The following is a 20874-nucleotide window of genomic DNA, read 5'->3' on the forward strand; positions in this document are numbered from 1 at the left end:
CTGTTGGCATTGCGCGCGGCCAGCTCTGCTGCGCGCGCCTGGGGATCGCTTGGCAACGGTGCATGAAAGTTCTTGGACTCCTCATAGCCGGCGCTGATCGCTCGGAACGCGCCTTTCTTGACGAGACTCCGCAGGCCTTTTGCGCTCACCGCCGTTTGAAGAACCCATTCATTGGTAACGCCCTTCGCGAACCCGCTGGCTTGCTCGATCTGCCAGTGGCTATAGGGAGTATGGGCCTCTGATTGCAGGTGCCCAAGTTCCTGCGCAATGCCCACGGCGTCCTCGCACGCCACGACTGCGCCCTTATGAAGGTGCAGGAACTCGACCATCTTCCTCAGCCGCTTGCCATGGGCTTTGTCGTAAGTCGGACCGATGCGTTTGCGGGTGTCGTACGACACGTCCTCGGTCCCGGTGAAGTCGCCCATGGCCGTTACCGCCGGCGTCCGGACTTCCACCTGTTCCTCATAGTCTCCCCACCCCCGCTCCTGCGCATTGCTGCCCATCAAGCCATACATGAGGGGTTCGCACGCATCGCGGACCGCCTCGGTGCTCAATGCGCTGAACTCCACCACCTGCCCGTTCAACTGCCCAGGCTGCAGCGTGTCCTTCTGGCTCGTGCTCCCGCCCGCCCATCCTGCAACGTCGAAGCCCTGCATGTACTTGCCCAGGTTCGGCTCGATCTCTTTCTTCAAGTGCTCGTAGTCGATCGGGTCGGGATTGAACATGTAGTCGAGCTTGGTGACGTTCTTTGCGTCGCCCACCCAGACCATGGAGCTGTTGGCCCCGCGGAACTCCATCTCGCACGCCGGATGGGAAGCCGCTGCTTGCGGCAATCCCACCGGGAATTCGCCGAGGTAGCCATGCGGATGCACGATGTAGCCCTGCCACTCGGGGCCGACGCCTTTGCGCTCGATGCGCAGGTAGAGGTAGCCCGCGCGCAGCATGCGCACGTTGTACAGCGCCGTCTGCATCGCGACGCCTCCGGGCTTGGCTTGCAACTGGCCCATGGGTTGCAGCGGCTTCAGGGCATTCATGCCTTTGGCCTGCGCGCTGTAGGCTGCCGCATAGCGGACGAACAGGATGGGCAGGCCTTTGCGGTCGCAGTTCTTGCACGGTGTGGCGCAGGGCATCGGAGCTTTCTTTCTTCCTATCTTTCCGAAGGCTGGGCTTCGGCGTAGAGAGTGCCGAAACGTGCTTCAGGCTGTTGACGCAACGCGCCCAGGATTCGATCGAGCAGGTCGGCTTCGTGCGCCGACTGCCAGAAGGCGTCGCGGCCGATGCCTGCGGATGCGTGTGCCCTCCAGGTGACGGCCACGAAGTCCTCCAGGTTGTCGTCGTTCAAGCCGAGGCTCTGGCCCAGGGCCAGCATGCGGCTCATTGCGGCGCCATCGGGCTGCCGGTCGGGCGGCACATCGTTGCCGGCAAGGCGTGCCCAGACGCGATGGCCCGCGGGAGCGGAATGGGCGGCGTGCCATTGGGCAAGCTCGAAGCCCAGGCGGCCGGCGGCCGATGACGAGAGCGCTTCGGCGTTGTCCGGCCGGACGAATGCACGGAACCATTCAGGTTCGCGGGATGTGGCGGTAACGTCCTGCTGCACCAGGTCGGCAAAGGACCATGGCCCCCATGGCTGTTCGAGCGCCCACCATTGGCGCACGGGGCCCAGCCATGCCTGGCGCTGCGTGTCGGACAGCAGGGGCCATGCGCGCTGCATCACGCGCGCGTCCTGGTACCGGAAGAGGCGCGCGCTGCCATCCGCGGGCGACGTCTGGTCGCCCAGGCGGGCCCAATGGTCAGCGATGGCAACGGGGCTGGCTTCGCTGAAAAGCACGCCGCACAAAGGTTGCCGCATCTGGCGTTGCTCGGCATGCAGCCAGGCTTGCGTCAACCATCCGGGGAGATCGTTTGCGATCAAGCCAACAACTGTCGGGTCCGTGGACGGGGTGGCCCAGTCTTCCGGCAGCGGCACGAGGCAGGGTGCATCGTCTTCACGGTGCTTGAAATGGCGATCGGGCACGGCCACGCGTTGTTCAGCCATCGCGGGGTAGCGTTGCTCGATGGCGGCAGTCAACGCGTTGGCGTGCCAGTGTTCGAGCGCGAGGCAGGCGCGCAGGGGGCGGCCTCCGGCGGCGGCGAGCACATGAGCCGCGGTGTTGAAGGCCGCGCTCAGTTGTCGAACCAGTGCGGCGCAGCGCGGGTCCGCAGAGGGTGCGTCGGCGTATGTCATCGGATCAGCGAGCCAAAGAGCCGGCGCCCTCGTTGGACGCGCCGCCTTCCCTGAGCTTGCAGTCCGACTCGCTGTGCGGCTTGACTGGCAGGCTGGCCGGCCCCACGAGGCTGTGTGAAGCCGCATGCGCGCGCCACTGCCCATTGGTGCCGCTCTCGATGCCATTCGCATTCCACCGTGTGTAGCTGGAGCCGCCGTTGATCAGCACCTCGTCCCTGGCTGTGATGGTGATCCGGTTGGCCTCCAGCTTGATGTTGAGCTTGGCCAGGGCGTTGATGCTGGCCTTCATGGCCGTGATGTCGATGTCGTCCTTCGCGGCGGTCACGCGGATGCCGGCGTTGGCCGCGGACAGGCGCACTGCATTTTTGGCGCTCACCAGGAAGCTGTTGCCGGTGGCCAGGCTGGTGTGCGCGCCGCTGGTGATGGCGGTGTGCTCGCCGCTCACGATGTGGGTCGAGCCCTGCGCGGTCGTCTGGATGCCCGCGGGACTGGCCAGCGTGAGGTGCGGCTCCTGGAATTCGGGGAAGAGGCCATGCGCCTTGTCTCCGCCGCTGCCCTTGATGGCGTCGTTCTGTGCCTTCAGCGCCTTGGCCACCTCGTCCTGGTCGCCGGGCTCATGGGCTTTGGCCGCTTGGGCGGCCTGGCTCAGGCTTTCATGCAGGTCGCGTCCTTGCGTGAGGCGGGCGACCGTCTCGGGCATGTCGGTGATGTGGCCCTGGGCGTTGGGCCGCGCCTCGGTGCTCAGCAGCAGGCCCTGGCCGGCCCGCAGGGCGCCGTGGCCATCGGTGCGCAGTTCGGCGCCCTGGCCCCGGTCGTCCCGGCGGCCGGAGACATCGTCGATGCGTCCGACGTGGCCCAGGCTCAGGCTGGTGCTCTGGTGGTCGCTCTTGAGCTGGRCYTGYACCTTGCCGCTSGAATCATCGAGMGCSAGGTGGTTGCTYTKGCCRCCRCCGAGCTCGCGGCTGCGAATGCCGGTGAGCTGCTTTTGCTGGGGCAGCTGCCAGGCCGGCATCTCGTCGGCGTTGTGCACCCGGCCGGTGACGATCGGGTGGTCGGGGTCGCCATTGAGGAAGTCGACGATCACCTCCTGCCCGATGCGCGGCAGCGCGGCCGCGCCGAAGGTGGCGCCGGCCCAGGCGGTGGACACGCGCAGCCAGCAGCTCGAATTCTCGTTGCGCTGGCCGAGGCGGTCCCAGTGGAACTGCACCTTGACGCGGCCGTAGGGATCGGTCCAGATTTCTTCGCCGGCGAGGCCGACCACCACGGCGGTCTGCGGGCCGCGGGTGCGCGGCTTGGGGGTGGTGCGCCGCGGGCGCCAGGCGTAGCTGGTGGGCTGGGCCTCGAAGGCAAAGCGCTGCACCGAGCCTTCGGACGCATGGGCGCCTTCGCTGGCCTGCAGGTTCTCCTGCAGTTCATAGTCCACGGCCAGCAGCAGGTGCTGGCGGTTCTGGTCCTCGCGCGGATGGTCCCGCAGGCGGAAGGTGTGGCCCGGCGCCAGTTCGCGGAGGTTGGAACGGCCTGTGACCCGGCTGCGCTGGCTCAGTTGCTCTTCGGTGCGGAGGCGCGCGTAGGTCTCGCCGTCGTCGTGCTGCAGGTAGTCGCCCGGCCATTCGTACTGCTCGAAGCCGTCGTGCTCGTGGCCCGGCGGCATCTGGCGCCGGCTGGCGAGGTCGGCCTGGGGCTTCTCGAAGTCGTAGTGGTTGCGAAAGTGATGGCCGGGGCGGATCTCCTCGGCGTGGGCCCATTCGTAGATGCGCTCGCTGGCCTCCAGCCCGCCGGTCATGCCGGCTTTCTCATGCGGGTGGTAGCGCACGGTCTCGCCGCCGGGTAGCGGCACGTGCGAGCTGGCGATGTCGTCGGCGAAGACGAGCACGTGCTGCCCGGCCTCGTGGCGGAAGTGGTAGTAGATGCCTTCGTGCTCGCACAGGCGCGAGATGAAGTCGAAGTCGCTCTCGCGGTACTGCACGCAGTAGGTCCAGGGGCGGTAGCTACGGTGGAGCTTCTGCTCCATCGGATGGCCGTAGCGGCCCAGCACGGCCGCAACGATCTCGGGCACGGTCTGGTCCTGGAAGATGCGGAAGTCGGAGCGGCGCGTGGCCAGCCACAGCCACGGGCGCAGCCGCATCTTGTAGAAGGCTTGGCGGTCGTCTTCGTGCGACAGGCCGAAGCGGGTGACAAGGCCGGCGAGGTAGCGCGGCGCGCCGCTCTCGGTCTCCATCACCACGGTGGCGGGCTTGCCCAGGATGGACTTGGGGTCCAGCGCATTGCTGCTGCCCAGCAGATCCAGGTCGAAGGCATAGGCCTGGCTCAACGCCTCGCGCCCCGCCAGCCGGTGAAATTGCAGTGCCTCGCCCAGCGGCGTCTGGATGGTGACGCGGCGCTTCATGAGCCGCCACCTTGCAGGAACGTGGTGTCCATGTGACCTCCCTGATCTTTTTCTTCTTCTGGAGAAGAAACTAGCCAATCAACTGTCTGGATGCAATGTGTGTGACAGGACGCATCAGACGGTCGGATTATGCAAGAGACCTTTGGTCATTCCATGGTAATTCGGCACGGATCGGGGCTATTTGATCGCAGTTGCCGAAAAATGTAATCCATACGGGCTACACCCGCGAGGCTCAATCGGGCTCGATGAAGCCCTTCGGGTTAACCCGCGAGCGCGCGCATCTCGGCAATCAGGTCGGCCTTGCCCTCGAAACCGATGCCGGGCAGCGGCGGCAGCGTGACGTAGCCGTCCTGCACCTTCACGCCGTCGGGAAAGCCGCCGTAGGGCTGGAACAGGTCGGGGTAGCTTTCGTTGCCGCCGAGGCCCAGGCCCGCCGCAATGGCCAGCGACATCTGGTGGCCGCCGTGCGGAATGCAGCGCGAGGGCGACCAGCCGTGGTCCTTCAGCATGTCGAGCGTGCGCAGGTACTCGACGAGGCCGTAGCTCAAGGCGCAGTCGAACTGCAGCCAGTCGCGGTCGGGCCGCATGCCGCCGTGGCGGATCAGGTTGCGCGCGTCCTGCATCGAGAACAGGTTCTCGCCCGTGGCCATGGGGCCGGCGTAGACCTCGCCGAGCTTGGCCTGCAGCTCGTAGTCGAGCGGGTCGCCGGCTTCTTCGTACCAAAAGAGTGGGTACTGCGAGAGCGCGCGGCCGTAGTCGATGGCGGTGGCCAGGTCGAAGCGGCCGTTGGCGTCCACCGCCAGCTGCTGGCCGGGGCCGAGGATCCTGAGCACCGACTCGATGCGCTCGCAGTCCTGCGCGAGCGTGGCGCCGCCGATCTTCATCTTGACCACCGAGTAGCCGCGCTCCAGGTAGCTGGCCATCTCGCGCTGCAGGCCCTCCACGCCCTTGCCGGGGTAGTAGTAGCCGCCCGCGGCATAGACGAACACGCGCGGATCGGGCGTGTCGCTGCCGTAGCGTTCGGCCAGCAGCTGGTAGAGCGGCTTGCCGGCGATCTTGGCGACCGCGTCCCACACGGCCATGTCGATGGTGCCCACGGCSACCGAGCGCTCGCCGTGGCCGCCGGGCTTCTCGTTGATCATCATGCGGGCCCAGATCCTGTGTGGATCGAGGTTGTCGCCGGTCTCGTCGAGGAGCGAGGCCGGCTCGGCCTCGAGCAGGCGCGGCAGGAAGCGCTCGCGGATCAGCCCGCCCTGGCCGTAGCGCCCGTTGGAGTTGAAGCCGTAGCCCACCACCGGCCGGCCGTCGCGGATCACGTCGGTGACCACCGCCACGAGGCTCAGGGTCATCTTGGAGAAGTCGATATAGGCGTTGCGGATGTCCGACTTGATGGGACGCGTGGACTCGAGGATGTTGACGATCTTCATGGTGCTTGTAGCTGGAGGAAAAAAGAACTCAGCGGTGCAGCGACGCACCGCCGCAGATGGCGATGTCCTGGCCGGTGATGGCCGCGGCCGGCGCCGAGAGCAGAAAGGCCACCAGCGCGGCAATCTCCGCGGGCTGGATCAGCCGGCCGATGGGCGGCAGGCGCGGCGCGCTGCCGGCGCGCGCCGGGTCCTGCAGCATCGCGGTCTGCGTGGCGCCGGGCGACACCACGTTGAGGGTGACGCCGCGCTCCGCGACCTCGGCCGCCCAGCTGCGCGCGAGCGCGACCAGGGCCGCCTTGGTGGCGGCGTACTGGCCGCGGCCCGGCATGCCGTGCGCCACGCGGCTGCCGACGAACACCACGCGGCCATGGCCGCGCGCGGCCATCGCGGGCACCAGCGCATCGGCCAGCCGCGTGGCGGCATCGACATGCAGGCGCCACATCAATTCGCCGCCCGCATGGTCGAGCTGCCCGAGCGGGCCCACGCGCAGCACGCCGGCCGCATGCACGAGCGCGTCGGCATCCTGAAGAGCGGCCGCGGCGCGCGCGACGGCATCGGCATCCGACAGGTCGACCGCCACATGCGCAAAAGCGGAATGCGAGAGCGTGGGCGCCGCCAGGTCGAGCCCGCTCACGCGCCAGCCTTCTTCGAGCAGGTGCAGCGCAATGGCGCGGCCGATGCCGCTGCTGCTGCCCGTCACCACGGCATGCGGGGCTGCGGCCGCTTCATTCGACACGGATGTTGCCCTCCACGATGATCTTCTTCGAGCRCTCCATGTCGGCCTGCTGGAACTTCGCGAAGTCGTCGACGCTGCCCGGCGTGAGCAGCAGGCCCTGTGCGTTGAGCGTCTCGCGCATGTCGGTGCCCAGCGCCTTGTTCACTTCGGCATTGAGCCGCTGCGTGATCGCGGCCGGCAGCCTGGCCGGACCCCACAGGCCATACCAGCTGTAGAACTCGTAGCCCGGAATGGTCTCGCCCACCGTGGGCACGTTCGGCAGGCTGGTGGCGCGCTGGGCCGAGGTGACGGCCACCACGCGCAGCATGCCGCTCTTGTGGTATTGCAGCGAGCCGAGGATCGGGTCGATGAAGCCGTCGATCTGCCCGCCGATCAGGTCCTGGAAGGCCGGCGCCGTGCCCTTGTACGGCACGATCAGGTAGTCGAGCCCGCCCGCGCGCTTGAGCAGCTCGGTCGACAGGTGGCCGGCCGAGCCGATCGAGCCCACCGCGAAGGTCATCTTGCCCGGATGCGCCTTGGCGTAGGCGATGAGCGACTTGACGTCGGTGATCGGCAGGTTCTTGTTGATGGCCACCGACAGCGGCGCCTTGGCGACCAGCGCCACCGGCGTGAAGTCGCGCGCGACCTCGTAGGGCACGGACTTCATCGTCATGGGCGCGGTGGTGAAGGTCGAGGCGTTGAACAGCAGCGTGTAGCCGTCGGCCGGCGCCTTCGACACCACGTCGGCGCCGATCACGCCATTGCCTCCGGGCCGGTTCTCCACGATGAAGGGCTGGCCCAGCTGGTCGCCGAGCTTCTGCGCGAGCAGGCGGCCGACGGTGTCGAGCGTGCCGCCGGGCGGGAACGGGATCACCATGCGCACGGGGCGGGTGGGCCAGGGCTGGGTCTGCGCAAAGCCGGGCGACGCCGCAGCGTGCGCGAGGGCCGCGAGCGCGGCGCGCAGGAAATGGGTGCGTTGCATGTCTCTTGTCTCCTTGTGTTTTTCGGGGGGAGGGCGGCGTGCCTTCCGCGTGTTCGCTCAGCGCCTCGACAGCCCGGCCTGCGCCACGGCGGCGCGCAGCGCGTCCATCTCGCGCGCATTGGGCGCCTCGGTCGGCGGACGCACCGTGGCGTTGTCGAGCACGCCGGCCAGGTACATGCCGCCCTTCATGCGCGCATGCGCCTCGCCGGTCGGCTCGCCGCCGCCGTACACCGCGTCCTTCAGCGGCGTGATCAGGGCCTGCACCGCCATCGCCTTCTTCAGGTCGCCGGCCTTGACCGCGTTCCACAGGTCGATGATCAGTTGCGGGATGAAAGTGGCAAAGCCGACCAGCGCGCCGTCCACGCCCTGCACCATCGAGGCCAGCAGGTACTCGTCGTGGCAGGTGAGGATGGCCTTGGAGGCGTCGGCCTCGCGGATCGCCTGGATGTCGCGGGCGTACTTGTTCATGTCGCGCTGGCCCACCTTGAAGGCCTGCAGGTAGGGCAGGCGGGCCAGCTCGGCCAGCAATTGCGACGAATAGGAGGCGCGGGTCCAGGCCGGGTACACGTGGCAGACCAGGTCGAGCTCCGGCGCCGCGCGGTGGATGGCCTCGAAGTACTGCAGCGCATGGCCCGGCGTGAAGCCGAAACGCAGCCAGTGGTGCGGCGGCATCACGTCGAGCGCGGCCGCGCCGGCGGCCTGGGCGGCGCGCGCATGCTCGGCGGCTTCGGCCAGGCCTTCGCACACGATCGACGAGATCACCGGCATGCGGCCGCGCAGCTCGTCGGCGACGATGCGCGTCACCTCGGCGCGTTCGGCCGGCGTCAGCGAGAACACCTCGCCGGTGTGGCCGTTGGTCATGACCGCCACCACGCCGTCGTGCCCCGCCAGCCACGAGGCCAGCTTGCGCAGGGCCGGCTCGTCGATGCGGTGGTCCGCGGTGAAAGGGCAGGAAATGGCGGGAATGATCCCGCGATAATTCGCGATGGAAGGCATGCTGTGTCTCCGTTGGGGTTCAAGGTGCAGGAATGCCCGCATCTTTGGCCGGCGGGGCCTGCACCGTCCAATACTCGAATCGCATACAACTATTCAACCGCTCGCACTGCGCATGGGCCCCGGCAACCGACCCCTCGACCTCGAATGGCTGGAAGACTTCCTGGCCCTGGCCGAGAGCGGCAATTTCTCGCGCGCGGCGCAGGCGCGCTCCATCGCCCAGCCGGCCTTCAGCCGCCACATCCGCGCGCTCGAGGAGTGGGTGGGGGTCGACCTGTTCGACCGCAGCGCGCACCCGGCCGCGCTCACGGCGGCGGGCAGGCGCTTCCAGCCGCTGCTGCAGGAGGTGCTGGCCGCGCTGGAGGCCGCGCGCATCAAGACGCGCGCGGCGCACGACATGGCCGCGGCGAGCCTGAGCTTCGCCGCCACGCACGTGCTGTCGCTGACCTTCTTTCCGCGCTGGCTGGCCAGCGTGGAGGCGCGGCTGAGCCTGGGGCCGATCCAGACCATCTCCGACAGCTCGCAGGCCTGCGAAGACCTGATGCTGCAGCGCCGCGTGCAGTTCGTGCTGTGCCATGGCCATGCGCATGCGCCCGGCCGGCTCGACGAAGCGCAGTACCCCATGCAGCGCCTGAGCGGCGACGTGCTCGTGCCGGTGGCGGCGCCGGATGCGCGCGGCCTGCCGCTGCATGCGCTGGGCAGGCAGCAGGCGCCTTCGGTGCTGGCCTACAGCGAGGCCTCGGGGCTGGGGCGGATCATGCGGGCGATCCAGGACAGCGAGTTCGGCAAGGACTTCGCGCCCTCGCTGTCGGTGGTCTTCACGGCGCACCATGCTGCGCTGCTGCGGACCATGGCGCTCGAAGGGCGCGGCCTCGCATGGCTGCCGATGAGCCTGGTGGCGGACGACCTGCGCGGCGGCGCGCTGGTGGATGCCGGTGCAGGCGGCTGGCGGGTGCCGGTGGACATCCGGCTGTACCGGCAGCAGGCCCACATGGCGCCCGTGGCCGAGGCGCTGTGGGACCTGGTGAAGGACGGCGCCGCGGCGCCCGGCGCCTGAGCGCCCTCAGACGCTGCTGAGCGTCGGCAGCAGCGCCAGCAGCGCGCGCACCAGCGGCGAATCGTCCGCCTTGCGCCAGACCGCCAGGGTGTCGATGTAGGTCTTCTCGCCCTTGAGCGAGCGGTACGCCACGCCTTCGCGGTGCAGCGCCTTGACGCAGGCCGGCACCAGCGCCACGCCCAGCCCGCCCGAGACCAGGCTCACGATGGTGTGCATCTGGCGCGCCGGAAACAGGCGCGGGCTGAAGCCGCGCCGCATGCAGGTGGCCACGATCGCATCGAACACCTGCGGCCCGAAGTGCCGCTCGAAGCCCAGGAAGCGCTCGCCCGAGAATTTTTCGAGCGCAATGCTGCCGGGCCGCACCAGCGGATGCGCCTCGGGCATCGCGAGGATCAGCGCATCCTTCTGCACCAGCCGCGAGCCCAGCGAGGCGGGCATGCTGGACGGCTGCAGCACCAGGCCCACGTCGAGCCGGCCCGATTCGACGTCGCCGATGATCTGGTCGGTCGTGCCCTCCCACAGCGCGATCTCGGCCCGCTCGTTCTCGTCCGAGAACTGCCGCAGCACCCGCGGCAAGAACGAATAGGCCGGCAGGCTGATGAAGCCGATCGAGATCGATCCCATGAGCCCGGCCGCGGCCTCCTGCGCGCGCCGGCGCAGCGTGTCCATGCCGAGCAGCACGGCGCGCGCATCGCGCAGCGCTTCGTCCCCCGCGCGCGTGATCGCGATGCGGCGCGAGGTGCGCTCGAACAGCGTGACGCCCAGTTCTTCCTCCATCTCCTTGATCGCGAGGCTCACGGGCGGCTGCGACAGGTTCAGGCGCTGCGCCGCGCGCCCGAAGTGCAGCTCTTCGGCCACGGCGACCAGGCAGCGGAGGTGGCGGATTTCCATCTATCTGAATTTTGTATTGATCGATACGAATTCTAAATTTGTTGCTATTGATGTCAACTTCTAGACTTTGCCTCCACCAGCGCTGTCGATCCGAACGGCGCGGCAAGGAGACAACGCGATGGTCGAGAAACTGATGGGGCTGCCGCGCTCGCGCACGGTGGTGCATCCGGGGCCTTTCCGGCCCGTGCGCATCGATCGCATGCGCGACCAGAAGGGCCGGCACTTCCGGCTTTCGCTGCCCGGCGGCCRCACGCTGCAYGAAAGCCTCGTGCAGGCGCTGGCGGACGAAGGCGTGGCCAGCGCATCGATGACGCTGATCGGCGGCGAGCTGGCCGAGCTCGGCTTCTGCCTTGCGTTGCCCGATCCCACGGGCCGCGTGCTCGCCACCTACGGCGCGCCGCACACGGTGCAGGGCGCCTGCTTCATCTTCGGCAACGCGACGCTCGGCAGCTCCGCCAGCGGCACGCCGGTGGTCCATTGCCACGGTGCCTTCCGCACCGCCGACGGCGCGGTGCGCGGCGGCCACATCCTGACCGACCGCACGGTGGTCGGACGCCGCAGCGTCACCGCGGTGGTCACCGCACTCGACAGCTTCGAGCTGCGCGTGGTCTACGACGACGAAACCCGCATGCCGCTGATGCGGCCCCAGGCCAGGCGCATCCATGGCTGAGATGCGCATGATCGAAAGCGGGCGCATGGGCCGCGTGGCCTATGCGCGCATCGCACCCAACGAAGACCTCGTCTCCAGCGTCGAGAAGCTCTGCCTCGCGGAAGGTTTCGGCAACGCGTTCGTGCGCGGCGCGCTGGGCAGCCTCGTCGATGCCTGCCTCGAGCGCGCCGACGGTTCCTGCCAGGTGATCCGCGGTCCGGCCGCCGAGATCGTGAGCCTGGCCGGCGAGGTGCGTTCGCAGCCCGACGGATCGCTGCGCGCCGCGCTCACCGGCGTGGTGGCGGACACGCACGGCCACCTGTATGGCGGACCGTTCGTGGCGGGCGCCAATGCCGTCTGCGTCACCTTCGAAGTCACGCTCGAAGAGTGGCTGCCATCGCCGGGCAACAACTGATCTCATTCACTGCAGAAACTCCCATCCATGACCGAACTCTCCGCTTCATCTTCTTCCCGCGTCGCCGTCGTCACCGGAGGCGCGCGCGGCATCGGCCTGGCCATCGGCCGCTGGTTCCTCGCGCACGGCTACAGCGTCGCGCTGCTCGACATCGACGGCGCCACGCTCGACCAGGCGGTGGCCGAACTCGCGCAGCCCGCGAAGCTGCTCGGCCTGCGCTGCGACGTGTCGAAGCCGTCGCAGGTCGAGAGCGCCGCAAAGGCCGTGGTCGAGCGCTTCGGCCGCGTCGATGCGCTGGTCAACAACGCCGGCGTGGCGGTGTTCAAGCCGGTGCTCCAGACCTCCTTCGAGGAATGGCGCACCGTGCTCGGCACCAACCTGGACGGCGCGTTCCTCTGCACGCAGGCCTTCGGCGCGCTGATGGTCGAACGCGGGAGCGGCGCGGTGGTGAACATCGCCTCCATCTCGGGCCTGCGCGCCAGCACGCTGCGGGTGGCCTACGGCACCAGCAAGGCGGCGCTCATCCACCTGACCAAGCAGCATGCGGTGGAGCTGGGCAACGCCGGCGTGCGCGTGAACGTGATCGCGCCGGGGCCGGTGGAAACCGAGATGGCCAAGCTCGTGCACAGCGTGGCGATCCGCTCCGACTACTACGACACCATCCCGCTCGGCCGCTACGGCACGCCGGAGGAAATGGCCAACGCCGTGGGCTTCCTGTGCAGCGACGAGGCGAGCTTCATCAACGGCCAGGTGCTGGCCGTCGATGGCGGCTTCGATGCCGCCGGCGTCGGCCTGCCGACCCTGCGCCGGGGCATGCCCGCGCCGGCCACCAACCACGCCTGACAAGGAGAAGCGCCCAATGACCACCAACGCCTGCATCATCGGCTGGGGACACACGCCTTTCGGCAAGCTCGATGCCGTGGAGAGCGAAGCGCTCATCCGCTCGGCGGTCGAGCCCGCGCTGCAGACCGCGGGGCTCGCCGCGGCCGACATCGACGGCGTCTTCGTCGGCCATTTCAACAGCGGCTTCCTGCCGCAGGACTTCAGCGCGTCGCTCGTGAGCCTGGCGCTTCCCGAGCTGCGCCACGTTCCTGCGGTGCGCATGGAAAACGCATGCGCCACCGGTTCGGCCGCAATCTGGGCCGCGCTCGATGCGGTGCAGTGCGGGCGCGTGCGGCATGCGCTGGTGGTCGGCTTCGAGATCATGAACGCCGTGCCCGGCCCGCGCATTGCCGAGACGCTGCTGCGCTGCTCCTACGTGAAGGAAGAGGGCGAAACGCCGGCGGGCTTTGCCGGCGTCTTCGGCAACATCGCGGGCGGCTACTTCGAACGCTTCGGCGACCAGAGCGATGCACTGGCCGCCATCTCGGCCAAGAACCACGCCAACGGCGTGCACAACCCCTTTGCGCACATGCGGCGCGACCTGGGCTTCGACTTCTGCCGCCAGCCGTCGGAGAAGAACCCCTTCGTCGCGGGCCCGCTCAAGCGCTCCGACTGCTCGCTGGTCTCCGACGGCGCGGCGGCGCTGGTCATCTCGGCCGGGCCGGTTGCGTCGGCGACGGTCCCCGCGGTGCGCTGGCGCTCGCGCACGCAGGTCAACGACTACCTGCCGCTGTCGCGCCGCGATCCGACCCGCTTCGAGGGCGCGGCGCTCGCGTGGCAGCGGGGCCTGGCCGCGGCGGGGCTGTCGCTGCATGACCTGGGCTTCGTCGAGACGCACGACTGCTTCACCATCGCGGAGCTGCTCGAGTACGAAGCCATGGGCCTGGCGCCGCACGGGCAGGGCGCACGCGTCATCCTCGACGGCGTGAGCCGCAAGGACGGCAAGCTGCCCGTCAATCCATCGGGCGGGCTGAAGTCGCGCGGCCATCCGATCGGCGCCACGGGCGTGTCGCAGCACGTGATGGCCGCGATGCAGCTCGCGGGCCTCGCGGGCGACATGCAGGTGGTCTCCGGCAAGCCGGGCGCGGTCTTCAACATGGGCGGCGCCGCGGTCGCCAACTACCTGAGCGTGCTGGAGGCGGCATGAGCCAGGCGCGGGCGATGAACCTGTCCGCGCTGCTGTCGCAGACGGCCGCGCTCTTTCCCGACCGGCCGGGGCTGATCCAGGGCGAGCGGCAGTGGACCTGGCAAGAGATCGATGCGCGCGTCGATGCGCTGGTGCAGGGCCTGCGCGCACTCGGCATGCGGCCGGGCGACAAGCTGCTCGTGATGTCGCGCAACAACCCGGCGCTGTTTGAGAGCTGCTGGGCCGCCTTCCGCCTGGGCGCGGTGTGGGTGCCCGTCAACTTCCGGCTCACGCCGCCGGAGGTCGCCTACCTGGGCAGTGCCAGCGAGGCCAGCGTGATGCTGGCCGAGGACTGCTTCGCCGAGCATGTGGAGGCCGTGAAGGCCGCGTCTTCGCATCTGCGCTCGGTCGTCACCATCGGTCTTCCGCGCGCGGATGAACTCGGTTATGAAGCGCTGCTCGCGGCCAATGCCGGTGCGCCCGCGGCCATGGCGCAGGTCGATGCCGACCACCCGCTGTGGTACTTCTACACCTCGGGCACCACCGGCCGCCCGAAGGCCGCCGTGCTCACGCACGGGCAGATGGCCTTCGTCGTGACCAACCACCTGGCGGACCTGATTCCGGGCACCACCGAGCACGACTGCTCGATCGCCGTCGCGCCGCTGTCGCATGGCGCGGGCATCCATGCGCTGCTCAACGTGGCGCGCGGCGCGGCCACCGTGCTGCTCCCATCGGACAGGCTGGAGCCCGCCACCTTCTGGGCGCTGGTGGAGCGCCACCGCGTGACCAACGTCTTCACGGTGCCGACCATCGTCAAGATGCTGGTGGAAGACCCGGCCGTCGACCGCTTCGACCACGGCTCGCTGCGCTACGTGGTCTATGCGGGCGCGCCGATGTACCGCGCGGACCAGAAGCGCGCGCTGCAAAAACTCGGCAAGGTGCTGGTGCAGTACTTCGGCCTGGGCGAAGTCACGGGCTGCATCACGGTGCTGCCGCCGGCCATGCATGCCGCCGACGACGACGATCCGAACGCGAACATCGGCTGCTGCGGCCGGGCCCGCACCGGCATGGAAGTGGCCATCCTCGACGCGTGGATGCAGCCGGTGCCCGCCGGCACCGTGGGCGAGATCTGCTGCCGCGGACCGGCCGTGTTCGCGGGCTACTTCAAGAACCCCGAAGCCACCGAGAAAGCGCTGCGCGGCGGCTGGTTCCACACCGGCGACCTCGGCCGCATGGATGCGCGCGGGCTGCTCTACATCACGGGCCGCGAATCGGACATGTACATCTCGGGCGGCTCCAACGTGTACCCGCGCGAGGTCGAGGAAATCTTGCTGATGCATCCCGCCGTGCGCGAGGCGGCGGTGCTCGGCATCGCGGACGAGAAATGGGGCGAGGTGGGCGTGGCGGTGATCGTCGCCTCGCAGCCGGGCCTCACGGCCGAGCAGCTCTTGCACCACCTCGACGGCCGCTGCGCGAAGTACCGCTGGCCGCGGCACATCTTCTTCTGGGATGCGCTGCCGAAGTCGGGCTACGGAAAGGTCGCCAAGGCCGACATCCGCAAGCAGTTGCTCGAACGCGGCGACGTGAAGGAGGCCGCCATCACCTGAGCGCACCCATCGACGCCGCCCCGCACGACCAGATCCATTCACAAAAGGACAAGGAGACAAAAAATGAGCATCACCCGTCGCACCGTGCTGCGCTCGACGGCACTGGCCGCCAGCCTCGCCGTTCCCATGCACCGGGCCTTCGCACAGAAGGCCGAGTTCAATTACAAGTACGCGAACAACCTGCCGGTCACGCATCCGCTCAACATCCGCGCCAAGGAGATGGCCGACGCCATTCGCGCCGAGACCGGCGGCCGCGTCGACATCCAGATCTTCCCGAGCAACCAGCTGGGCTCCGACACCGACGTGCTGAGCCAGCTGCGCTCGGGCGGCGTGGAGTTCTTCACGCTGTCGGGGTTGATCCTCTCGACGCTCGTGCCGTCCGCATCGATCAGCGGTGTGGGCTTTGCCTTCAACGACTACGCGAGCGTGTGGAAGGCGATGGACGGCGAGCTGGGCGCGCACATCCGCCAGCAGATCGCCAAGGCCAACATCGTGCCGATGGAGAAGATCTGGGACAACGGCTTCCGGCAGATCACGTCGTCGAGCCGGGCCATCGCCGCGCCGCAGGACATGAAGGGCTTCAAGATCCGCGTGCCGGTGTCGCCGCTGTGGACCTCGATGTTCAAGGCGCTCGACGCCGCGCCCACGTCCATCAACTTTGCCGAGGTCTATTCGGCGCTGCAGACGAAGATCGTCGACGGGCAGGAGAACCCGCTCGCCATCATCGCGACGGCCAAGCTCTACGAGGTGCAGAAGTACTGCTCGCTGAGCAACCACATGTGGGACGGCTTCTGGTTCCTGGCCAACCGCCGCGCCTGGGACAAGCTGCCCGCCGATCTGCGCACCGTGGTGGCCCGCCACATCAACGCGGCCGGCATGAAAGAGCGCGCCGACGTGGCCGAGCTCAACGCCGGGCTGCAGAAGGAACTGGCCGCCAAGGGCATGGCCTTCAACCAGCCGGACGCAGCCGCCTTCCGCGACCAGTTGCGCAAGGCCGGCTTCTACAGCGAGTGGAAGGCCAAGTACGGCGACGAGGCCTGGGCGCTGCTCGAGCGCAGCGCGGGCAAGCTTGCATGAGCGGGCCGGCCCTCGGCTTGGCGGCCGGTGCGCACGTGGACGCGCCCCGGCTGTCCGCCATCGAGCGCCGGCTCGGCATGCTGGTCGACATCGCGGTCGGCGGCTTGGTGCTGGCCGACGTGGCGGTGCTGCTCGCGGGCGTGCTCGCACGCTTCGTGTTCCACAGCCCGCTGGTCTGGTCCGACGAGCTCGCGTCGATTTTGTTCATCTGGCTTGCGATGCTGGGCGCGGTGGTCGCGCTGCGGCGCGGCGAGCACATGCGCATGACGGCGCTGGTCTCGATGCAGCCGCCATCGCGGCGCCCGCTGTTCGAAGCCCTGGCGCTGTGTGCTTCGCTCGCGTTTCTGGCGATGGTGGCGTGGCCGGCCTGGGAGTACGCATCGGAGGAGCGCTTCATCACCACGCCCGCGCTGAACATCTCGAATGCATGGCGGGCCGCGGCGCTGCCGGTGGGTGTGGGCCTGATGGGCCTGTTCGCGGTGCTCAGGCTGCTGCGCGACGTGGAGTGGCGCATCACGGCCAAGGCGGTGGCCATCGTCGTCACGCTGGTCGTCGCGTTCACGCTGGGCCGCTCGGTGTTCCAGGAGCTCGGTCGGCTGAACCTGCTGGTGTTCTTCGTCGGCGTGGTGCTGGCGGGCGTGCTCGCGGGCATTCCCATCGCCTTCTCCTTCGGCCTTGGCACCTTCGGCTACCTGGCGCTGGCCACCGACACGGCGCTGCCGGTGATCGTGGGGCGCATGGACGAAGGCATGTCGCACCTGATCCTGCTCGCGGTGCCGCTGTTCGTGTTCCTCGGCCTGTTGATCGAGATGACCGGCATGGCCAAGGCGATGGTCGCGTTCCTCGCGGGCCTGCTGGGGCATGTGAAGGGCGGGCTGTCGTACGTTCTGGTTGGTGCGATGTACCTCGTGTCGGGCATCTCGGGCTCCAAGGCGGCCGACATGGCGGCCGTGGCGCCGGCGCTTTTTCCCGAGATGAAGCAGCGCGGCGCGAGCGAAGGCGAGCTCGTCGCGCTGCTGGCAGCGACCGGCGCGCAGACCGAGACGGTGCCGCCCAGCCTGGTGCTGATCACCATCGGCTCGGTCACGGGCGTGTCGATCGCCGCGCTGTTCACGGGCGGCCTGCTGCCGGCCGTGGTGCTGGGCCTGATGCTGTGCGTGGTCGTGTACTTCCGCTGCCGCGGCGAGGACCTGCGCGAGGTCGTGCGCACGCCGTGGCGCGAGGTCGGCCGGCTGGCCGTCGTGGCACTGCCGGCGCTGGCGCTGCCGTTCGTGATCCGCGCGGCGGTGGTCGAAGGCGTGGCCACCGCCACCGAGGTGTCGACCATCGGCATCATGTACGCCGTGGTCGCGGGGCTCGTCGTGTACCGGCAGTTCGACTGGAAGCGGCTGGGGCCGATGCTCGTTGCGACGGCGTCGCTCTCGGGCGCCATCCTGCTGATCATCGGCACCGCGACCGCCATGGCCTGGGGCCTCACGCAGTCGGGCTTCTCGCGCCTGCTGGCCGAAGCGATGACCGGCCTGCCCGGCGGCGCGCCGATGTTCCTGGCGGTGTCGCTGGTGATCTTCGTGGTGCTGGGCAGCGTGCTCGAGGGCATTCCGGCCATCGTGCTGTTCGGGCCGCTGCTGTTCCCGATAGCTCGGCAGTTGGGCATCCATGAGGTGCACTACGCGATGGTGGTGGTGCTGTCGATGGGCCTCGGCCTGTTCGCGCCGCCGCTGGGCGTGGGCTACTACGCGGCCTGCGCCATTGGCCGCGTGCACCCAGATGCGGGCATCCGGCCGATTGCAGGCTATATGGTGGCGCTGCTGGTGGGGACGATTGCGGTGGCGGCGATTCCCTGGCTCTCCATCGGGTTTCTTTGACTGGCCGGGACCTGCTATCAAGGGTTGGCAGCTTTGCCCCTGGCGCTCGGAGTTCGGGGCAGCAAGGCCTTGATGCGCTGGCGAAGCAGCGCGGGTGTCACAGCAGGCGTCATTTGCAGCACCGCCATGCAGCGGTCCATTCGTCCGTGGCGTGTCAGCAGCGCATTCACGGCCTTTCCCAGATCGCTGTCGATGCTGCTGCCGTAGGCTTGTCTGGCCTTGGTCGCCGCGCGGCGCAGCAGTGCAGAACCAGGGTGCATCATGGCCAGGTCGATGATGTCGCGGCTGAAGACGCTGTCGTCGGCCCAGCGATCCGAATTTGCAAGCAGCTTGCTTGCGGCCATGTCCAGCACGGTGAGCGTCGCAATGTCGCCGATGCGGTCTTGCTCGCCCGGCGCATCAAGTTCGATGCGTGCTTCGAGCACGATCTCGAACTTGATATCGACGTCACCCACACGCACCATCGATCGGATGCCATATTGATCGGCGCGAAGTTCGCCGGTCTGCTGGATCTTCGCGCCCTTGCGGGCCAGCGCGCTCAGCCCCTGCTCACCGGTCAGCAGCTGGCGCAGCTGCCGGTAGCCATCGATATCGGAAACGAGGAAGTCGATGTCCACCGACTCGCGGTACTCGCCATAGCGAAGCGCGATGGCCGTGCCGCCGCCGAACAGGCAGTGGTTCTCGGCGAGCACTTCGGCATCGAGCATTGCAAGTGCCTCGGCGACCCGTCGGTGGTGCGGGCGTTCAAACATGCAGCGCCTTCCTGCCCAATGCGCGTGCCAGTTCGTCGAGCAGTTGCCGCTCCCGCGCGTCGAGCGCCGATGCGTCGACATGGCGCCAGTTGCGTTCGTAGGTGGCCCAGGCCTCTGCAGGTGTGAGCTCGGTATCCGGCGCCAACTGCCAGGCGAGCCGGCGCAGTTGGGGGTAATCGGAGATTCGAACGCCGCCCGCAATCGGCGCCGGGGGCGCGGATTGGGTTGCCGGGACCACGTCGACATCCAGCCCCAGCGCCGCGAGGGCATTCATGTAGGCCCCCATCGTGACCGAGGGTTCGCCGCGTTCGATTCGGTGCAGTGTCATGCGGGACACGCCCGCCGCCTCCGCCGCTGTGGTGGCGCTGACTTTCAGGGCCTTGCGGCGATCGTGGATGCGCCGGCCGAACGCTGCAAGGCGGCGATCGGCCGCAGGGGCGAGGGGTGGAGCCGCAGAAGGCATATGTATCTCATGTTAGACAAAATTGGGGAATATGTCCAGAATGAGAGGTATAAATCGGAGCTCTGCCGCATGCAGCTCGGAGCCCGCCTTTAGCCGTCGTCCCCGGAGCGCGCGCCCGCCCGGCAGCACGGACCCGATCAGTCCACCTTGATGTTGTTCGCCTTGATGAGGCGGCCCCAACGTTCGCGCTCGCCCTTCACATACGCGGCCATGTCGTTCGGCGTGCCTGGCAGTCCTTCGACGCCGAGCGCCAGGAAGCGGGCTTTCACGGGGGCCGAGTTCAGCGCATCGACCAGCGCCTTGTTGAGCTTCTCGACCGTCTCTGCGGGCGTGGCGCTGGGCACCGCGAGTCCCTGCCACGCGTAGGCCTCGTAGTCGGCGAGCCCCTGCTCCGCGAGGGTCGGCACGTCGGGCAGGGTCGCGATGCGCTTTGCGCTGGCAACGCCGATTGCCTTGACCTTGCCGGCCAGTACGAACTGGTTGCCGCTGGCGGTGTCGACCATCATGAAGGGCACCTGGCCGCCGAGGATGTCCTGCATTGCCGGCGCCGCACCGCGGTAGGCGACGTGCGTCATCGCGATGCCGGTCTTTTCGCGCAGCAGCTCGGTGGCCAGGTGGTGCGGACTGCCGGCGCCGGCCGACGCGTAGTTCACGCCGCCGGGCTGCGCCTTGGCCCATGCGATGAACTCCTTGAAGTTCTTCGCCGGCACCTGCGGACCGACTACCAGCACGAGCGGAAAGCGCGCCAGCATGCCGACCGGCGCAAGGTCCTTCTCGGCGTTGTAGCTGAGCTTGGAAAACAGGAAAGGGTTGGCTGCAAGGGTGGCGAAGTCGGCCGTCAGCATCATGCTGCCGTAGTCCTTCGAGCGGGCGGCGTAGTCCGCGGCAATGTTGGTCGCCGCGCCGGGCTTGTTGTTGATGACGATGGGCCGGCCCAGGCTCTTTGCCATCGTCTCTGCCGTGGCGCGCGCCACGGAGTCGGAGCCGCCGCCCGCGGCGTAGCCCACCACCCATTCGACGGGCTTGCTGTCCTGCGCGACGGCGAAATGGGTGCTTGCGGCCAGCGCGAGGCCGGTCAGGAAAAGGCGAATCATGGGTTTGTCTCCGGTGGTTGTGATGGGTGCTCTCACTTGCGTGCTGCGGCGGCGAAGGCCTCGCGCAGCACGGGCAGCGATCCGATGTGGTTGGCCAGGACCAGCAGCAGCCGCGCGTTGAAGGCGTGGCTCTGGTCCGTGGAGAGGCCCTGGTGCGCTTCGATCAGCGCCTCGTAGAAATCGTCCGGGGCATCGATGTTCGGTGCGGTCGTCAGTTGTTGCGCGGCGATGGCTTGCGGCATGGCAGGAGTCCTTCAGGCGTTGCAAAG

The 20874-nt window shown here is 68.5% G+C and carries 20 protein-coding genes; 8 read left to right on the plus strand and 12 right to left on the minus strand.

Annotated elements, in window-relative coordinates; genetic code table 11:
* From AC1DOC_RS00220 to AC1DOC_RS00250, 7 genes are all read right to left on the minus strand, one after another.
* Positions 1–1130 (minus strand): T6SS effector BTH_I2691 family protein (locus AC1DOC_RS00220; RefSeq protein ID WP_478129275.1); only part of this gene is annotated, 1130 nt, incomplete at its 3' end.
* A 17-nt stretch (positions 1131–1147) separates the two neighbouring features.
* Positions 1148–2224, minus strand: a complete 1077-nt coding sequence (locus AC1DOC_RS00225; RefSeq protein ID WP_412511536.1) for a DUF4123 domain-containing protein — start codon at positions 2222–2224, stop codon at positions 1148–1150.
* A gap of 4 nt (positions 2225–2228) precedes the next feature.
* On the minus strand, positions 2229–4610 hold the full coding sequence (locus tag AC1DOC_RS00230) for a type VI secretion system Vgr family protein (RefSeq protein ID WP_478129276.1): 2382 nt from the start codon (positions 4608–4610) through the stop codon (positions 2229–2231).
* Between the two features lie 260 nt (positions 4611–4870).
* Positions 4871–6037 carry a mandelate racemase/muconate lactonizing enzyme family protein gene (locus AC1DOC_RS00235; protein ID WP_478081745.1) on the minus strand — a complete coding sequence of 389 codons (1167 nt, stop codon included), beginning with the start codon at positions 6035–6037 and terminating at the stop codon, positions 4871–4873.
* Positions 6038–6065: 28 nt separating this feature from the next.
* The gene (locus AC1DOC_RS00240) at positions 6066–6773 is read right to left on the minus strand and encodes an SDR family NAD(P)-dependent oxidoreductase (RefSeq protein WP_478083637.1); all 708 of its coding nucleotides are present in this window, start codon (positions 6771–6773) and stop codon (positions 6066–6068) included.
* A complete protein-coding gene (locus AC1DOC_RS00245; protein ID WP_478129277.1) occupies positions 6763–7734 on the minus strand; it encodes a Bug family tripartite tricarboxylate transporter substrate binding protein in 972 nt (323 codons plus the stop codon). The genes AC1DOC_RS00240 and AC1DOC_RS00245 overlap by 11 nt, the downstream gene beginning before the upstream one ends.
* 57 nt (positions 7735–7791) lie before the next feature.
* Positions 7792–8730 (minus strand): dihydrodipicolinate synthase family protein, encoded by a 939-nt coding sequence (locus AC1DOC_RS00250; RefSeq protein ID WP_015865728.1) that lies wholly within the window; start codon positions 8728–8730, stop codon positions 7792–7794.
* Positions 8731–8842: 112 nt separating this feature from the next.
* Between AC1DOC_RS00250 and AC1DOC_RS00255 the strand changes: the two genes are divergently transcribed.
* Entirely contained in the window at positions 8843–9784 is a 942-nt protein-coding gene (locus AC1DOC_RS00255; RefSeq protein WP_478080065.1) for a LysR family transcriptional regulator, read from the plus strand.
* A 6-nt stretch (positions 9785–9790) separates the two neighbouring features.
* Here the strand turns inward: AC1DOC_RS00255 and AC1DOC_RS00260 are convergent, their stop codons facing one another.
* Positions 9791–10675, minus strand: coding sequence for a LysR family transcriptional regulator (locus AC1DOC_RS00260; protein WP_319434039.1), 885 nt, complete (start codon positions 10673–10675; stop codon positions 9791–9793).
* 118 nt (positions 10676–10793) lie between these two features.
* Here AC1DOC_RS00260 and AC1DOC_RS00265 point away from each other — a divergent pair, with 118 nt between their 5' ends.
* The 7 genes from AC1DOC_RS00265 to AC1DOC_RS00295 all read left to right on the plus strand — a co-directional run bounded on the left by AC1DOC_RS00265 (position 10794) and on the right by AC1DOC_RS00295 (position 18296).
* Entirely contained in the window at positions 10794–11345 is a 552-nt protein-coding gene (locus AC1DOC_RS00265; RefSeq protein WP_478129278.1) for a PPC domain-containing DNA-binding protein, read from the plus strand.
* A complete protein-coding gene (locus AC1DOC_RS00270; protein WP_062364979.1) occupies positions 11338–11739 on the plus strand; it encodes a PPC domain-containing DNA-binding protein in 402 nt (133 codons plus the stop codon). Before AC1DOC_RS00265 ends, AC1DOC_RS00270 begins: the two co-directional genes overlap by 8 nt.
* A gap of 27 nt (positions 11740–11766) precedes the next feature.
* Positions 11767–12582 (plus strand): SDR family NAD(P)-dependent oxidoreductase, encoded by an 816-nt coding sequence (locus AC1DOC_RS00275; RefSeq protein WP_478080067.1) that lies wholly within the window; start codon positions 11767–11769, stop codon positions 12580–12582.
* A gap of 16 nt (positions 12583–12598) precedes the next feature.
* Positions 12599–13768: an acetyl-CoA acetyltransferase gene (locus AC1DOC_RS00280; protein WP_478080068.1), complete on the plus strand. Its 1170-nt coding sequence runs from the start codon at positions 12599–12601 to the stop codon at positions 13766–13768.
* On the plus strand, positions 13765–15354 hold the full coding sequence (locus tag AC1DOC_RS00285) for an acyl-CoA synthetase (RefSeq protein WP_478083635.1): 1590 nt from the start codon (positions 13765–13767) through the stop codon (positions 15352–15354). Before AC1DOC_RS00280 ends, AC1DOC_RS00285 begins: the two co-directional genes overlap by 4 nt.
* A gap of 63 nt (positions 15355–15417) precedes the next feature.
* Positions 15418–16431: a TRAP transporter substrate-binding protein gene (locus tag AC1DOC_RS00290; RefSeq protein ID WP_015865720.1), complete on the plus strand. Its 1014-nt coding sequence runs from the start codon at positions 15418–15420 to the stop codon at positions 16429–16431.
* Complete coding sequence (locus AC1DOC_RS00295; RefSeq protein WP_478080070.1) at positions 16428–18296, plus strand: TRAP transporter large permease; 1869 nt, start codon at positions 16428–16430, stop codon at positions 18294–18296. Before AC1DOC_RS00290 ends, AC1DOC_RS00295 begins: the two co-directional genes overlap by 4 nt.
* A gap of 17 nt (positions 18297–18313) precedes the next feature.
* On the opposite strand, the gene AC1DOC_RS00300 is transcribed toward AC1DOC_RS00295, so the two are convergent.
* The 4 genes from AC1DOC_RS00300 to AC1DOC_RS00315 form a co-directional block, all read right to left on the minus strand.
* The gene (locus AC1DOC_RS00300) at positions 18314–19048 is read right to left on the minus strand and encodes a nucleotidyl transferase AbiEii/AbiGii toxin family protein (protein ID WP_478080071.1); all 735 of its coding nucleotides are present in this window, start codon (positions 19046–19048) and stop codon (positions 18314–18316) included.
* Positions 19041–19511, minus strand: coding sequence for a helix-turn-helix domain-containing protein (locus AC1DOC_RS00305; RefSeq protein WP_478080072.1), 471 nt, complete (start codon positions 19509–19511; stop codon positions 19041–19043). Before AC1DOC_RS00305 ends, AC1DOC_RS00300 begins: the two co-directional genes overlap by 8 nt.
* 137 nt (positions 19512–19648) lie before the next feature.
* Entirely contained in the window at positions 19649–20605 is a 957-nt protein-coding gene (locus AC1DOC_RS00310; RefSeq protein WP_436298877.1) for a Bug family tripartite tricarboxylate transporter substrate binding protein, read from the minus strand.
* Between the two features lie 32 nt (positions 20606–20637).
* Positions 20638–20847 (minus strand): DUF2783 domain-containing protein, encoded by a 210-nt coding sequence (locus AC1DOC_RS00315; RefSeq protein WP_478080073.1) that lies wholly within the window; start codon positions 20845–20847, stop codon positions 20638–20640.
* Positions 20848–20874 lie beyond the last annotated feature (27 nt).

The organism is Variovorax sp. 01T439_2 (assembly GCF_056398445.1).

What these genes read in the sequence shown, in the direction of transcription:
- AC1DOC_RS00315 (WP_478080073.1), bottom strand. Translation starts at nt 20,847, where the DNA reads ATGCCGCAAGCCATCGCCGCGCAACAACTGACGACCGCACCGAACATC.
- AC1DOC_RS00300 (WP_478080071.1), bottom strand. Translation starts at nt 19,048, where the DNA reads ATGTTTGAACGCCCGCACCACCGACGGGTCGCCGAGGCACTTGCAATG.
- AC1DOC_RS00310 (WP_436298877.1), bottom strand. Translation starts at nt 20,605, where the DNA reads ATGATTCGCCTTTTCCTGACCGGCCTCGCGCTGGCCGCAAGCACCCAT.
- AC1DOC_RS00225 (WP_412511536.1), bottom strand. Translation starts at nt 2,224, where the DNA reads ATGACATACGCCGACGCACCCTCTGCGGACCCGCGCTGCGCCGCACTG.
- AC1DOC_RS00270 (WP_062364979.1), top strand. Translation starts at nt 11,338, where the DNA reads ATGGCTGAGATGCGCATGATCGAAAGCGGGCGCATGGGCCGCGTGGCC.
- AC1DOC_RS00285 (WP_478083635.1), top strand. Translation starts at nt 13,765, where the DNA reads ATGAGCCAGGCGCGGGCGATGAACCTGTCCGCGCTGCTGTCGCAGACG.
- AC1DOC_RS00290 (WP_015865720.1), top strand. Translation starts at nt 15,418, where the DNA reads ATGAGCATCACCCGTCGCACCGTGCTGCGCTCGACGGCACTGGCCGCC.
- AC1DOC_RS00255 (WP_478080065.1), top strand. Translation starts at nt 8,843, where the DNA reads ATGGGCCCCGGCAACCGACCCCTCGACCTCGAATGGCTGGAAGACTTC.
- AC1DOC_RS00305 (WP_478080072.1), bottom strand. Translation starts at nt 19,511, where the DNA reads ATGCCTTCTGCGGCTCCACCCCTCGCCCCTGCGGCCGATCGCCGCCTT.
- AC1DOC_RS00275 (WP_478080067.1), top strand. Translation starts at nt 11,767, where the DNA reads ATGACCGAACTCTCCGCTTCATCTTCTTCCCGCGTCGCCGTCGTCACC.
- AC1DOC_RS00250 (WP_015865728.1), bottom strand. Translation starts at nt 8,730, where the DNA reads ATGCCTTCCATCGCGAATTATCGCGGGATCATTCCCGCCATTTCCTGC.
- AC1DOC_RS00260 (WP_319434039.1), bottom strand. Translation starts at nt 10,675, where the DNA reads ATGGAAATCCGCCACCTCCGCTGCCTGGTCGCCGTGGCCGAAGAGCTG.
- AC1DOC_RS00280 (WP_478080068.1), top strand. Translation starts at nt 12,599, where the DNA reads ATGACCACCAACGCCTGCATCATCGGCTGGGGACACACGCCTTTCGGC.
- AC1DOC_RS00295 (WP_478080070.1), top strand. Translation starts at nt 16,428, where the DNA reads ATGAGCGGGCCGGCCCTCGGCTTGGCGGCCGGTGCGCACGTGGACGCG.